This window comes from Enterobacter sp. EC_64 (genome assembly GCF_019584165.1).
Classification (GTDB): Bacteria; Pseudomonadota; Gammaproteobacteria; order Enterobacterales; family Enterobacteriaceae; genus Enterobacter; species Enterobacter roggenkampii.
In genome coordinates, this window is the sequence record NZ_VDAS01000052.1 from 1 (window position 1) to 13,800 (window position 13,800).

The 13,800-nt window shown below is 51.9% G+C and carries 11 protein-coding genes and 2 pseudogenes; 8 read left to right on the top strand and 5 right to left on the bottom strand.

All coding sequences use genetic code 11. The features are described from left to right. Nucleotides 1-1,221: 1,221 nt before the first annotated feature. Nucleotides 1,222-1,650: a GFA family protein gene (locus FHC52_RS21935; RefSeq protein WP_001554382.1), complete on the bottom strand. Its 429-nt coding sequence runs from the start codon at nt 1,648-1,650 to the stop codon at nt 1,222-1,224. Between the two features lie 254 nt (nt 1,651-1,904). Continuing rightward, a complete protein-coding gene (locus tag FHC52_RS21940) occupies nt 1,905-2,873 on the bottom strand; it encodes an IS5-like element IS903B family transposase (RefSeq protein WP_080882235.1) in 969 nt (322 codons plus the stop codon). Nucleotides 2,874-3,053: 180 nt separating this feature from the next. Between FHC52_RS21940 and mrkA the strand changes: the two genes are divergently transcribed. The 5 genes from mrkA (at nt 3,054) to mrkF (ending at nt 8,592) form a co-directional block, all read left to right on the top strand. Next, nucleotides 3,054-3,662, top strand: a complete 609-nt coding sequence (gene mrkA, locus FHC52_RS21945) for a type 3 fimbria major subunit MrkA (protein ID WP_032676100.1) — start codon at nt 3,054-3,056, stop codon at nt 3,660-3,662. A gap of 95 nt (nt 3,663-3,757) precedes the next feature. After that, nucleotides 3,758-4,459 (top strand): type 3 fimbria chaperone MrkB, encoded by a 702-nt coding sequence (gene mrkB, locus FHC52_RS21950; protein WP_000820818.1) that lies wholly within the window; start codon nt 3,758-3,760, stop codon nt 4,457-4,459. A gap of 11 nt (nt 4,460-4,470) precedes the next feature. Continuing rightward, nucleotides 4,471-6,957, top strand: coding sequence for a type 3 fimbria usher protein MrkC (mrkC, locus tag FHC52_RS21955; protein WP_047353162.1), 2,487 nt, complete (start codon nt 4,471-4,473; stop codon nt 6,955-6,957). Then, nucleotides 6,948-7,943, top strand: a complete 996-nt coding sequence (mrkD, locus tag FHC52_RS21960) for a type 3 fimbria adhesin subunit MrkD (protein ID WP_023311709.1) — start codon at nt 6,948-6,950, stop codon at nt 7,941-7,943. The genes mrkC and mrkD overlap by 10 nt, the downstream gene beginning before the upstream one ends. A 13-nt stretch (nt 7,944-7,956) precedes the next feature. Further along, a complete protein-coding gene (mrkF, locus tag FHC52_RS21965) occupies nt 7,957-8,592 on the top strand; it encodes a type 3 fimbria minor subunit MrkF (protein ID WP_000677445.1) in 636 nt (211 codons plus the stop codon). Nucleotides 8,593-8,626: 34 nt separating this feature from the next. Here the strand turns inward: mrkF and mkrJ are convergent. Continuing rightward, nucleotides 8,627-9,049 (bottom strand): annotated as a pseudogene (gene mkrJ, locus FHC52_RS21970) (phosphodiesterase MrkJ); the annotation flags it as partial. Here mkrJ and FHC52_RS21975 point away from each other — a divergent pair. Then, nucleotides 8,969-9,136 (top strand): hypothetical protein, encoded by a 168-nt coding sequence (locus tag FHC52_RS21975; protein ID WP_153247013.1) that lies wholly within the window; start codon nt 8,969-8,971, stop codon nt 9,134-9,136. The pseudogene mkrJ and the gene FHC52_RS21975 sit on opposite strands and share 81 nt — an antisense overlap. A 148-nt stretch (nt 9,137-9,284) precedes the next feature. Here FHC52_RS21975 and FHC52_RS21980 read toward each other — a convergent pair whose 3' ends face one another. Both FHC52_RS21980 and FHC52_RS21985 read right to left on the bottom strand, forming a co-directional pair. Further along, on the bottom strand, nt 9,285-9,653 hold the full coding sequence (locus FHC52_RS21980) for a hypothetical protein (RefSeq protein ID WP_032677090.1): 369 nt from the start codon (nt 9,651-9,653) through the stop codon (nt 9,285-9,287). 146 nt (nt 9,654-9,799) lie between these two features. After that, a pseudogene (locus tag FHC52_RS21985) lies at nt 9,800-9,931 on the bottom strand (IS1 family transposase); the annotation flags it as partial. Nucleotides 9,932-10,359: 428 nt separating this feature from the next. On the opposite strand from FHC52_RS21985, the gene FHC52_RS21990 reads away from it, so the two are divergent. Next, complete coding sequence (locus tag FHC52_RS21990; protein ID WP_047353163.1) at nt 10,360-12,357, top strand: choline BCCT transporter BetT; 1,998 nt, start codon at nt 10,360-10,362, stop codon at nt 12,355-12,357. A 63-nt stretch (nt 12,358-12,420) separates the two neighbouring features. Beyond that, nucleotides 12,421-13,713 (top strand): DUF2254 domain-containing protein, encoded by a 1,293-nt coding sequence (locus FHC52_RS21995; RefSeq protein WP_023304011.1) that lies wholly within the window; start codon nt 12,421-12,423, stop codon nt 13,711-13,713. Nucleotides 13,714-13,800: the final 87 nt, after the last annotated feature.

Below are 13,800 nucleotides of genomic sequence, written 5' to 3' on the forward strand. Positions count from 1 at the left end.
CGGCCCACAGAATGATGTCACGCTGAAAATGCCGGCCTTTGAATGGGTTCATGTGCAGCTCCATCAGCAAAAGGGGATGATAAGTTTATCACCATCGACTATTTGCAACAGTGCCCGCACGCCTGTTACCGGCCATTGCTGATCTTATGAGCAGTGAGGTCTTCCCACTTACCTGAATCACCGCCTTTCTGGCACTGTACTGGCCAGAAATGTTATCGCCGGCGTCACTTTGACGGCCGATTTTTGTTATTCACAAATAACTGCAAGGGATTATTTCATATGGCGCTAACCGATGGTTTTGCAAAGCGCTAACCGTCAGTCTTTCAGGGTGCGTGGTTCCTTTTAAACATCAGCTCTGTATCTCTTTTAAAAATCCTTTAATAAATCCTGTAAACACATAACCTGTTCATCGCCTGCCCTGTGGACCGGCTCGGGAGAATGCCCGCCCTTGCAGCGACCTGACGGTCGCGTCGGTTCGGCAACACCAGAGAGAGCTCCCATCGCTTCGCGACGGGCCCCGGCCGGAGAAGTAAATTAGTTACAGCATTCATAATGATATTCATCATAAAACCGGCGCCGGTTTGCCGGCCAGGAGCCCCTCCCCACCACTGAAAAGCGCCGCCGCCCCCGGCCGAAGGCCGGGAGTAGTGTCGCTTTTAATAATGGGTGTTGTAACTATTCTTCTTCATCGCTGTGGGTGGAGCTGCTGTCAGTTGTCTGGTACACGCTCGTAAGCGGCCCTGCGGCCCGCTAACGCGGAGATACGCCCCGACTGCGGCTGTCGCCTTGCCGGGACCACTCCGACCGCGTACAGAGGCGTCTGAGATGTTTTTAGCCGGTATGGCATTGCAGCTACCGTGTAAGTTCCCAGGTGTCGCTGAAATAGTTGATGAACATCCCCCTAAGCGTCAGCAGCAAGCTGCCGCCGCTAAGGCCCCGGAAATCACGCCCTTTACGTCGTAAACGCCGTAAAGCCCGCTCACCGGGGTTAAAAGGGATTACTTTGACTTCTTCATTGCTGTTAGCGGGTTAAGGCTAATCAGGGCAGGGGGTAGGGTGGCATAATTTATAGCCCGGTAACCGGCTACGCCGGGCTTTCGGCGCCATTTGACTCCACAGACACATGTAACCTCATCTGGCGCCTCCATGCCGCTGACGCGGCATCCAGAAGTTTCCCGATGCTGTAAGTCTTAACGTCTGCTTTGTGCCAAATGCTGACGCTCAGGAATTGAGTTTCAGGTACTTTAAAAGCGAGGCTAGAGACTCGACAGGTCCAGCGTGACAACTAGGTGAGCGGGTTTCATCCCAGGGCATTGCATCATCAGTGCAGAAGTCTCCTGCACATTCCATTTCAAGACGTTCGTCAATTAAACCAACAGGAACCCAGACATAAGGTACATCTCGCAGACTGTTAGGCACAGTTGAGCCACATACATTGCAAAAATCTGTACGGTACCCCGTTGGCTTAGACCATGAAGCAATGCAGTTTTCCCCTTTAATCCAGCGAAACTCACTGTCTTTGACTAGTGTGGCGAGATTGTAACCCACGCCGCTCTGCTTTCTGCAAAGCGAGCAATGACAACGATAAAACACTGCTGGTTTATGAGTAAGTTCAAATTCAATTGTTCCACACAAACAAGATCCATTCATTTCAAAACCATTCCTGCAAGGCCTAAGAGATTTTATGAAACATTACCATCTTTTTTGTACTGAATAGGAGCGCTCTTTTTGGCAACTCAAAATCAGCTATCAGTCGGTCTGAATATCCGCTCTTCGCTCATAACGGACTGCGCTCACTTATTGCAGTGAGCGTTACCTTGTGTTTAATGCCAGCCTGGTATAGTCAGGGGCTTTGTTGAATAAATCAGATTTCGGGTAAGTCTCCCCCGTAGCGGGTTGTGTTTTCAGGCAATACGCACGCTTTCAGGCATACCTGCTTTCGTCATTTTGTTCAGCGCTCGTACCAGGGCCATAGCCTCCGCAACCTGACCATCGTAGTCACGCAGCGTCAGTGAACCCCCGAACAGCTGTTTTACCCGGTACATCGCCGTTTCCGCTATCGAGCGACGGTTGTAATCTGTTGTCCATTTCCACCGCGCATTACTCCCGGTCATTCGCTGATTAGCCACTGCACGGTTACGGTCTGCATATTCACCGGGCCAGTAACCCGCACCTTTTCGGGGAGGGATAAGCGCGCTGATTTTCTTACGCCGCAGTTCATCGTGACAGAGCCGGGTGTCGTAAGCGCCGTCTGCCGATGCTGCCCTGATTTTTCTGTGAGTCTGCCGGATAAGACCCGGGAAGGCTTCTGAGTCGGTCACATTGTTCAGCGACAGGTCAGCGCAGATGATTTCATGTGTTTTACTGTCAACTGCCAGATGCAGCTTACGCCATATACGACGGCGTTCCTGGCCATGCTTTTTGACTTTCCACTCGCCTTCACCGAAGACCTTCAGCCCGGTGGAATCAATTACCAGGTGTGCGATTTCACCCCGGGTGGGCGTTTTGAAACTGATATTAACCGACTTTGCCCGCCTGCTGACACAGCTGTAATCCGGGCAGCGTAGCGGAACGTTCATCAGAGAAAAAATGGAATCAATAAAGCCCTGCGCAGCGCGCAGGGTCAGCCTGAATACGCGTTTAATGACCAGCACAGTCGTGATGGCAAGGTCAGAATAGCGCTGAGGTCTGCCTCGTGAAGAAGGTGTTGCTGACTCATACCAGGCCTGAATAGCTTCATCATCCAGCCAGAAAGTTATGGAGCCACGGTTGATGAGGGCTTTATTGTAGGTGGGCCAGTTGGTGATTTTGAACTTTTGCTTTGCCACGGAACGGTCTGCGTTGTCGGGAAGATACGTGATCTGATCCTTCAACTCAGCAAAAGTTCGATTTATTCAACTAAACCATAAAAAGTGTATGGGAATATAGTGGCCAATCTACTAAAGTCTTTTTCGTTAACAGTGGCATAAATCAGCATCGCCTGATGTTTCTGGTTCTATGCGAATTCACAGTGTGCTCATTGATTCGTAATTCACTCTGACAAGGAAATGGCAATGAAAAAGGTTCTTCTTTCTGCAGCAATGGCAACCGCGTTTTTTGGCATGACTGCTGCCCATGCAGCTGATACCAATGTTGGCGGCGGCCAGGTTAATTTCTTCGGTAAAGTTACCGATGTATCCTGTACTGTTTCCGTTAACGGCCAGGGCAGCGATGCGAACGTTTACCTGTCTCCGGTAACCCTGACTGAAGTTAAAGCGGCAGCAGCGGATACTTACCTGAAACCGAAATCTTTCACCATTGACGTCTCTAAGTGCCAGGCTGCTAATGGCACTAAACAGGATGACGTAAGCAAACTGGGCGTGAACTGGACCGGCGGTAACCTGCTGGCTGGCGCAACCAGCAAACAACAGGGCTACCTGGCGAACACCGAAGCTTCCGGTGCTCAGAACATCCAGCTGGTGCTGTCTACTGACAACGCTACCGCGCTGACCAACAAAATCATCCCGGGTGGCAGCACTCAGCCGAAAGCGAAAGGCGACGCTTCCGCTGTAGCTGATGGCGCGCGTTTCACCTACTACGTAGGCTACGCCACCAGCGCGCCGACCACGGTAACCACCGGTGTGGTTAACAGCTACGCGACTTACGAAATTACTTACCAGTAATTCCGTCAGAAAATAAAACTGCCCCGCTCCGGGGCAGTTAATAACAATAATAAAGCGGCGATGTCCGCCGCTTGTATTTTTATTCTGAGGTCAGCATGAAGCGTATTGCCCTTTTTTTCTGTTTCATTTTTAGTTTTGCGGCCCATGCCAACAATATTATTGTTAACGGTACCCGCTTTATTTATCCAGGAAATGAAAAAGAAATAACGGTACAGCTTTCAAATAACGCCGACCGTCCGGCGCTGGCGCAGGCCTGGCTGGATAACGGCGATGCCGATGCCACACCGGATACCATTACCACCCCGTTTATTATCACCCCGCCGATTTCGCGCGTTGACGCCAAGAGCGGCCAGACGCTGCGTATTAAGCTCGGCAGCAGCGCCGGTCTGGCGAAAGATAAAGAGACGCTGTGGTGGCTGAATCTGCTGGAAATTCCGCCGGTGGTGGCCAATCAGAAAAATGAAGGCCAGAACGTGCTGCAGCTGGCGATCCGTTCGCGCTTTAAATTTATTTATCGTCCTGCCGGACTGGGCAACCGCGATGCGGCGGCCGAGAAGCTGACCCTGACCGCCAGCGGCAGTAGTCTCGCCATCAACAACCCGACGCCGTTCTACATTACCGTCAGCCGTATTTCCCGCGACGGCGGTAAAGCCCTGAACAGCAAAACCGTGATGCTGGCGCCGCAGTCCAGCCAGACGGTGGCGCTCTCCTCCGCCGTCAACCGCGGCGAAACCCTGACCGTTAACAACATTAATGACTATGGCGCCGATGTCGCAGTGAAAGTGGCCGTTAAATAAGGGAAAAGCTAATGAAGCAGAGGTCATTCTGCCCGGGAAGATTAAGCACCGCGATCGCCATCGCGCTGTGCTACTTTCCGCCATTTTCCAGCGGACAGGAAAACCCGGGAACGGTATATCAGTTTAACGACGGCTTTATTGTCGGCAGTCGCGAAAAGGTCGATCTGTCGCGCTTTTCGACCAGCGCGATTACCGAAGGCACTTACTCCCTTGACGTCTACACCAACGACGAGTGGAAAGGGCGCTACGATTTACGCATCGCGCGCGATAAAGATGGTCGGCTGGGCGTCTGCTACACCAAAGCGATGCTGGCCCAATATGGCATCGCGGCGGAAAAGCTCAATCCGCAGCTGAGCGAGCAGGAGGGCTACTGCGGTAGCCTCAAATCCTGGCGCAACGAAGAAAACGTCAAAGACAACCTGGTCCAGTCCTCCCTGCGGTTGAACATTTCGGTACCGCAGATCTATGAAGATCAACGCCTGAAAAACTATGTCAGCCCGGAGTTCTGGGACAAAGGTATTACCGCGCTCAATCTTGGCTGGATGGCGAACGCCTGGAACAGCCATACCTCTTCGGTAGGCGGGTCGGATAACAGCAGCGCCTATCTGGGCGTCAACGCCGGTCTGTCGTGGGACGGCTGGCTGCTGAAGCACATCGGCAACCTGAACTGGCAGCAGCAGCAGGGTAAAGCGCACTGGAACAGCAACCAGACCTATCTCCAGCGCCCTATCCCACAGCTCAACTCCATCGTCAGCGGCGGGCAGATTTTCACCAATGGTGAATTTTTCGACACTATCGGTCTGCGCGGGGTTAATCTTTCCACCGATGACAATATGTTCCCGGACGGCATGCGCTCGTATGCTCCGGAAATTCGCGGCGTGGCGCAGAGCAACGCCCTCGTCACCGTGCGCCAGGGCAGCAATATTATCTATCAGACCACCGTTCCGCCCGGACCGTTTACCCTGCAGGATGTCTATCCTTCCGGCTATGGCAGCGATCTTGAGGTCTCGGTGAAAGAAGCGGATGGCTCGGTAGAAGTGTTTAGCGTGCCTTACGCTTCCGTCGCCCAGCTGCTGCGTCCGGGAATGACCCGCTACGCGCTCTCCGCCGGTAAAGTGGACGACAGCGCGCTGCGCAACAAGCCGATGCTCTATCAGGCGACCTGGCAGCACGGGATCAACAATCTGTTGACCGGCTACACCGGGGTCACCGGTTTTGACGACTATCAGGCCTTCCTGGTGGGGACAGGGATGAACACCGGCATCGGCGCGCTCTCTTTTGACGTCACCCATTCGCGGTTGAAGAGCGATGCCCATGATGACTCGGGTCAGAGCTATCGCGCGACCTTTAACCGCATGTTTACCGATACCCAGACCAGCATCGTGTTGGCGGCGTATCGCTACTCGACGAAAGGTTATTACAACCTCAACGACGCGCTGTACGCCGTCGATCAGGAAAAAAATAGTCGCAGCAACTACACCCTGTGGCGGCAAAAAAACGGCATGACCTTCACGGTGAACCAGAACCTGCCGGACGGCTGGGGCGGGTTTTATCTCAGCGGCCGTATCTCCGATTACTGGAACCGCTCCGGGACCGAGAAGCAGTATCAGGTCAGCTACAACAATTCATTTGGTCGTCTCTCCTGGTCGGCGAGCGCGCAGCGCGTCTATACGCCAGACAGCTCCGGTCATCGTCGCGACGATCGTATTTCACTCAACTTCAGCTACCCGCTGTGGTTTGGCGATAACCGCACCGCCAACCTGACGTCGAACACCTCGTTCAATAACTCGCGCTTTGCCAGCTCGCAGATTGGTATCAACGGTTCGCTGGACAGTGAAAACAACCTTAACTACGGCGTGTCGACCACCACCGCCACCGGCGGTCAGCATGATGTGGCGCTCAACGGCAGCTACCGTACGCCATGGACCACCCTCAACGGCAGCTACAGCCAGGGCGAAGGCTATCGTCAGAGCGGCATTGGCGCCAGCGGGACGATGATCGCCCACAGCGGCGGCGTGGTGCTCTCACCGGAAAGCGGCTCGACGATGGCCCTGATTGAAGCCAAAGACGCGGCCGGGGCGATGCTTCCGGGATCGCCGGGCACCCGTGTGGACAGCAATGGTTACGCCATCCTGCCGTATCTGCGCCCGTACCGGATTAACGCCGTGGAAATCGACCCGAAAGGCAGCCATGACGACGTGGCCTTCGATCGCACCGTGGCGCAGGTTGTGCCGTGGGAAGGCAGCGTGGTTAAGGTCGCGTTCGGCACTAAGGTGCAGAACAACCTCACCCTGCAGGCGCGCCAGGCGAACCACGAGCCGTTGCCGTTTGCGGCAAGTATTTTCTCCCCCGACGGCAAGGAGATCGGCGTTGTCGGCCAGGGCAGCATGATGTTTATCAGCGATGCGAACGCCAAACGCGCGATTGTGAAGTGGAGCGGCGGGCAGTGTTCGGTGGATCTGGGACAGCAAACAACAAAGGATAGCGTATGTCGCTGAGGAAATTACTAACGCTTTTTATCGTCTTAATGGCGCTGGGAACCACCTCGTCCTGGGCCTCCTGTACGCGTCTCTCATCGCCAACGGTGATGCTGGACATGGTGGTGGGCAGGGTGGTGGTGCCCTCGGATCTGCCGGTGGGCTCGGTGATCCTTACCCGCGACTGGACGATGAGCGCTCCCGGCGGGGCAAGCTATCGCTGTACTTCCGGCACCAACCGCTTTGCGGCGAAGATCGTGTCGCCAGGGGCCACGGACCTTGGAAATAAAATCTACTCCACCAACGTGCCGGGAATCGGCATGCGTTTCAGCCGCGGCGGCGCAACGGTAAATATCGTCTATCCCGACGTCTTTTCGTCCCAGGTATATAACACCACCAACTATTCCCTCGAAGGGTCGCGCTTTACGCTGGAGATTATCAAAACCGCGGCAACCACCGGCAGCGGCACCCTGGCGGCGGGTAAGTACACCTCCTACGACTGGGAGAGCGGCGATAACCCGATCCTCGAAACCTATCTGAGCGCCAACGCCATCACCGTGGTCTCGCCCTCCTGTTCAGTGCTGAGCGGGAAAAATATGAATGTCGATGTGGGTTCCATCCGGCGCACCGACCTGAAAGGGGTCGGCACCACCGCCGGCGGGAAGGATTTTAATATCGACCTGCAGTGCAGCGGCGGCCTGAGTGAAACGGGATATGCCAACATTAGCACCTCGTTCTCCGGTACCCTGGCCACCAGCACTACCGCTACCATGGGCGCCTTGCTGAATGAAAAAGCCGGCAGCGGGATGGCGAAAGGCATTGGCATCCAGGTGCTGAAGGATGGCTCCCCGCTGCAGTTTAATAATAAATACACCGTCGGCCGCTTGAATAATCAGGAGACCCGCTACATCACCATACCGCTGCACGCGCGTTTTTATCAGTATGGCCCGACGACCAGCACCGGCGAGGTGGAGTCGCATATGATCTTTAACCTGACGTACGATTAATACGGGAGGGGGAATGAAGGGATTGCCGAAAAACACTATCGCGTGGCTGCTATTTTGCGGCAGCCTCGCCGCCCCCTCGGCGTGGGGTTTTGAGACCAATTACGATCGCGGACGGGTCGATTTTGCCGGGCGGGTGACGGATATTTCCTGTAGCATCGCGCTAAACGGCGGCCAGCATGCCGGCAGCGGTAATGTCTGGCTGGCGCCGGTCAGCCTGGCGGAAGTCCACGATCGCGGTGCCGGGGCGTTTATGAAACCGCAGCCGTTTACCCTGGCACTGTCAAACTGCCAGCTGCGCCATGATGGTGGGGCAGCCTCGCAGGATGAGGTGCGTCGGGTCAGCGTGCGCTGGGTCGATGGTTTTTTACTGACGGCGGTCGGTAACGAAAACGCCGGGTATCTGGCCAATACCTTGCCGGATGGAGCGCAGAATATTTATCTGGCGCTATCGACTAACGATAATAATACGCTGGATAAGAGTAATAAAATTGTCCCGGCGGACCCGCAGCAAAATCAGGTGCGTTTGCAGGAAAGCGCGGTCAGCGGCGGCCTGTTCACCTATTACGTTGGCTATGTTTCGCCAACGCCGAAAAGCGCCACCAGCGGGCCGATTACCAGCTGGGCAACGTGGGAATTAGTTTATAATTAAGTGACGTTAAAAAGCCGGGAATTCCCGGCTTTTTTTACATGGCAATATCATCGGCGACCAGTTGTTCAATACTGACTTCCCGCCAGTAATGTCCCTGGATAGCAAACCACTCCATTCCCTGCAGCCATTCTTTATGGGCTTCGCTTTCGACACCTTCAATAATCACATTATGATGGTTGCGCGATAAAAAGGTCACCAGCGCATCCATCAGCTGGCGGCCGGACTCTTTGCGCATCAGGTGCCAGAAAAAATCCTTATCAATTTTCACATAGTCAAAGTGATAACCGCGAATAGCGTTAATTCCCGCGTAGCCGGAGCCGAAGTCGTCGAGCCACAGTGAGGTATCCTGTGGGCTCTGCCAGGCGGCAAGAGAATTATGCAGCAGATTCTCGGCGTTTTCGGTTACCTCGAAATGGACGCAGGTCAGGGCGGCGATTTTGGCTTTTATATCCTTCTGGGGGTCCGCTTGGAATTCGGAAATTATCCTACGTTAAGATTTTCAAGCTTAACGGGTGATTTCGTTCCATTGATCGGAAACCCCTGACCGCAAGGGATGTACGGAACTGTCAGGCTGTCCGTTTCTGGTTTTGCCTACTTTCGGACAGATCAACGGCATGGTGTACGTAATCGTTCGGTTTCGGACGTTTAAGTCACATGCACGTTAACTGTCGGTATTCATCGCCTCACTAGTACTACTCTGCTAGTTCATCATGTTCTTCGAGAGCATATTCAAAATCGGCAACAAGCAAGAAATTTTCTATCCTATAAGCCTGATTTAACTTAATTCGTTGGTATCTTTCGTTCAATAATCGCCATGCTGTTTTCCGTAGTACCATCGGTACGGATTCATCTTTTAAAGTACGCATGAGCACAGAACAGGTTGTCAGAAAAGCAGCGTCCTTACGTTTTCGGTAATACGCATCAGTCGAACAAACCGCAATGATCTCGATTGATTCAGGGTGATGACAGATAGCATTAACCGTAGTTTGTTCATGTATCTGTACCTTGAGTTCAGCCTGAATTTTTGATTGATGATACATAGCCTTGAGATAGCTAAACATGATTTCCCCATCAAACAGTAAGTCGTGTCAATTCCTAGAGTTAACACATTTCTGATCATGACTCACACGTTACGTTCAGTCGGTAGCCATCTGTGCAAAAAATGCGCTTAGCGTAGGATAATTTCCTTTTTCCAAGCGGACCCCTAAGTGAACTGCAGTTGCCATGTTTTACGGCAGTGAGAGCAGAGATAGCGCTGATGTCCGGCAGTGCTTTTGCCGTTACGCACCACCCCGCCAGTAGCTGAACAGGAGGGACAGCTGATAGAAACAGAAGCCACTGGAGCACCTCAAAAACACCATCATACACTAAATCAGTAAGTTGGCAGCATCACCGGCGATTGTTACTCGTTTTGGACAAGTCAGCCTGAAGGAAAATCAGCGACGAACCGGCACTGATTATTTGCATCCTGAACGTCTGTCCTTACCTCTGACATTGCGACCATCCTTAAAGCCCGCTTTACGCAACATCAGACGTTAGTAAGTCATTCTCAATATTGCTCTAATCAAAGTGAATCCCCAGATCTGATGCAATTTATGCAAATCAAATGCTCCAGAAGACGGCTGGCAGACTATCAACAGGATATCTGTATGGCCACTCTTGCACTCTGCATTCCGATTGACGCCGCATCGTAAGTTGAAGTTTGCTAATCTTTGAGATGTAGTACCCTCTATACAGTGCGGATTTTAATTAATGGAATAAATGATTATGAGTGAAAATGATACAATCCAAAAGAAGTCTAAAAGCCAGATTAACAAAGCGGTATTCTTTACATCTGCTTTGTTAATTTTCCTTCTTGTCGCCTTTGCCGCTGTATTCCCGGATGTCGCCGACAAAAATTTTAAACTACTTCAGCAACAAATCTTCACGAATGCCAGCTGGTTCTACATCCTTGCAGTGGCCCTGATTCTACTGAGTGTCTCGTTCCTGGGACTCTCACGCTACGGTGATATCAAACTGGGTCCGGACCATGCGCAGCCTGATTTTAGCTATCACTCCTGGTTTGCGATGCTTTTCTCGGCAGGGATGGGGATCGGCCTGATGTTCTTTGGCGTTGCTGAACCTGTGATGCATTATCTTTCACCTCCTGTCGGCACTCCAGAGACCGTTGCGGCAGCGAAGGAAGCAATGCGCCTGACGTTCTTCCACTGGGGCCTGCACGCATGGGCAATCTATGCCATTGTGGCACTGATCCTGGCCTTTTTCAGTTACCGTCACGGTCTGCCTTTAACGCTGCGTTCCGCACTTTATCCCATTATTGGCGAGCGCATATACGGACCTGTAGGCCATGCGGTTGATATTTTCGCCGTTATTGGCACCGTCTTTGGCGTTGCGACATCGCTGGGGTACGGTGTTTTGCAGGTGAATGCTGGTTTGAATCATCTTTTCGGGGTGCCTATTAATGAAACGGTGCAGGTGATTCTAATCGTTGTCATCACTGGTTTAGCGACGATTTCGGTGGTGTCCGGCCTGGACAAGGGAATACGTATACTGTCTGAGCTCAACCTGGGCCTGGCAGTGCTGCTGCTGGCGCTGGTCCTGTGTCTGGGACCAACCGTGCTTCTGCTGAAGTCATTTGTGGAAAATACGGGCGGTTATCTTTCTGAACTGGTGAGTAAAACTTTTAACCTTTATGCGTATGAACCTAAGTCGAGCAACTGGCTGGGGGGCTGGACATTACTGTACTGGGGATGGTGGCTTTCATGGTCGCCGTTTGTGGGGATGTTCATCGCAAGAGTCTCGCGCGGTCGAACCATTCGCGAGTTTGTCACCGGCGTGCTGTTTGTTCCCGCCGGCTTCACGCTCATGTGGATGACGGTGTTTGGTAACAGCGCAATCTATCTCATTATGCACCAGGGGGCGGCTGATCTCGCCAATACCGTTCAGCAGGATGTCGCGCTGGCCCTGTTTAATTTCCTGGAGCATTTCCCGTTTTCTTCCGTGCTGTCATTTATTGCAATGGCGATGGTCATTGTCTTCTTTGTCACCTCGGCTGACTCCGGGGCAATGGTTGTTGATACGCTGGCATCGGGTGGCGTCGCTAACACGCCTGTATGGCAGCGAATTTTCTGGGCCTCGCTCATAGGGATTGTGGCAATCGCACTGCTGATTGCGGGGGGACTGAGCGCGCTGCAAACCGTGACAATAGCGAGCGCATTACCTTTCTCAGTGATTTTACTGATATCCATATACGGATTATTAAAAGCCCTGCGTCGGGATTTGACCAAGCGTGAAAGCCTGAGCATGGCGACTATTGCTCCGACTGCAGCGCGTAACCCGATTCCATGGCAGAGACGCTTGCGCAATATCGCTTATCTGCCAAAGCGCTCTCTTGTGATACGCTTTATGGGCGACGTTATCCAGCCCGCCATGACGCTGGTTCAGGAAGAACTGAATAAACAGGGAACGATAAGCCATATAAGTGATACTGATGACGAACGAATTCGGCTTGAAGTCGATTTGGGCAATGAGCTGAACTTTATTTATGAAGTGAGACTTCGTGGCTATAACTCACCGGCTTTCGCCATGGCTGCAATGGACAATGACGAGCAGCAGGTTGAGCAACATCGATATTATCGCGCTGAGGTCTATCTGAAAGAAGGCGGTCAAAACTATGATGTGATGGGCTGGAATCAGGAACAGCTGATTAATGACATACTGGACCAGTACGAAAAACACCTGCACTTCCTGCACCTCGTTCGTTAATACAAAAATGCCGTCCTGCCGGGCGGCATTTATTTTCCCGAACTTAATACAAGGATATGCTGAATGATTTTACGCTGGCAATGGATTCTCAGGCAGACACTTAAAAAACTATGGTTCAGGGCAACGTTATTTGCAATGGTAGCAATAATAACGGCCCTTTTATCTATTCTTTTTAGATCAATGATCCCAGAGTCAGTATCAGTGAAGGTTGGTGCGGAAGCAGTTGATAATATTCTGAACATACTGGCATCGAGTATGCTGGCGGTGACCACATTTTCACTGAGTATCATGGTCACCGCTTACGGTTCAGCCACTACTAATGTGACGCCCAGAGCCACGCGTTTAGTTGTAGAAGACGTAACCACACAAAATGTACTGGCCACTTTTATCGGTTCTTTTCTCTTCAGCCTGGTAGGGATTATTGCCCTCAATATGGGAGCCTACGGAGAAAGGGGTAGAGTCATTTTATTCATTGTAACACTGGTTGTCATTGCCTTAATAATCATCACATTGCTTCGCTGGATACAGCATTTGACCTCTCTGGGCAGGGTAGGTGAGACAACAGCAAAAGTAGAACAGGCGGCGATCGAGACATTTATTGCGAGAGCAAAAAGTCCATGTCTTGGCGGATATCCATGGCTTGAGAACAATGAACAACCAAAAGGAACTGTTGCCGTATATCCGGAGAAAATTGGCTATGTTGAATATATTGACATGGTCAAGCTCGGCAGTCTGCTGAGCAATGATCCTCGTCATGTATATCTTGTGGCGCAGCCAGGCAGTTTCATACATCCATCGATGCCAGTTTTGTACCTGAGTTCTGGTCAGGAGTCATCAATCTGTACCGATTTACTTGAAACGATCATTGTCTCGGATGTGCGTTCATTTGCTCAGGATCCCCGATTCTGTCTCAGCGTCATGGCCGAAATAGCCTGCAGGGCCCTTTCGCCCGCAGTAAACGATCCCGGTACTGCGATTGATGTCATTGGCAGAGGTGTTCGAATACTCTCCGCTTACGCGCAGAATAAAATAGATGAAACTGAAGTGATATATCCTTCAGTACATGTTGCGCCACTTCAGATCAAAGACCTACTGGAAGACTTTTTCTTACCTGTTGCACGTGATGGTGCGAGTATGAGGGAGATTCAGATAAGAGTCCTTAAAGGACTGTCTATGCTGAGTAAGGGTTGGCCTGGGATGTTTGCTGAAGCCGCACATATACTGGCATCTGAAACATTAGAGCATGCAACTCGTACTGGTCATATAGCCCATGACGAATATCTTATAAAATCAATTTATTATAATTTATTCAGTGGCGAAAATCCTAAGGAAGGTGCGAACAAGTTCCTGATATGAGATCATCATATTCATCCGGAGCGCATCCCAGAGGGACATCATGAGCCATCAACTCACCTTCGCCGATAGTGAATTCAGCACTAAGCG

Excerpts from the sequence above, each read along its gene's own strand:
- FHC52_RS21935 (WP_001554382.1), bottom strand. The coding sequence starts at position 1,650 with ATGAATGGATCTTGTTTGTGTGGAACAATTGAATTTGAACTTACTCAT.
- mrkA (WP_032676100.1), top strand. The coding sequence starts at position 3,054 with ATGAAAAAGGTTCTTCTTTCTGCAGCAATGGCAACCGCGTTTTTTGGC.
- mrkB (WP_000820818.1), top strand. The coding sequence starts at position 3,758 with ATGAAGCGTATTGCCCTTTTTTTCTGTTTCATTTTTAGTTTTGCGGCC.
- mrkC (WP_047353162.1), top strand. The coding sequence starts at position 4,471 with ATGAAGCAGAGGTCATTCTGCCCGGGAAGATTAAGCACCGCGATCGCC.
- mrkD (WP_023311709.1), top strand. The coding sequence starts at position 6,948 with ATGTCGCTGAGGAAATTACTAACGCTTTTTATCGTCTTAATGGCGCTG.
- mrkF (WP_000677445.1), top strand. The coding sequence starts at position 7,957 with ATGAAGGGATTGCCGAAAAACACTATCGCGTGGCTGCTATTTTGCGGC.
- FHC52_RS21975 (WP_153247013.1), top strand. The coding sequence starts at position 8,969 with ATGCAGCAGATTCTCGGCGTTTTCGGTTACCTCGAAATGGACGCAGGT.
- FHC52_RS21980 (WP_032677090.1), bottom strand. The coding sequence starts at position 9,653 with ATGTTTAGCTATCTCAAGGCTATGTATCATCAATCAAAAATTCAGGCT.
- FHC52_RS21990 (WP_047353163.1), top strand. The coding sequence starts at position 10,360 with ATGAGTGAAAATGATACAATCCAAAAGAAGTCTAAAAGCCAGATTAAC.
- FHC52_RS21995 (WP_023304011.1), top strand. The coding sequence starts at position 12,421 with ATGATTTTACGCTGGCAATGGATTCTCAGGCAGACACTTAAAAAACTA.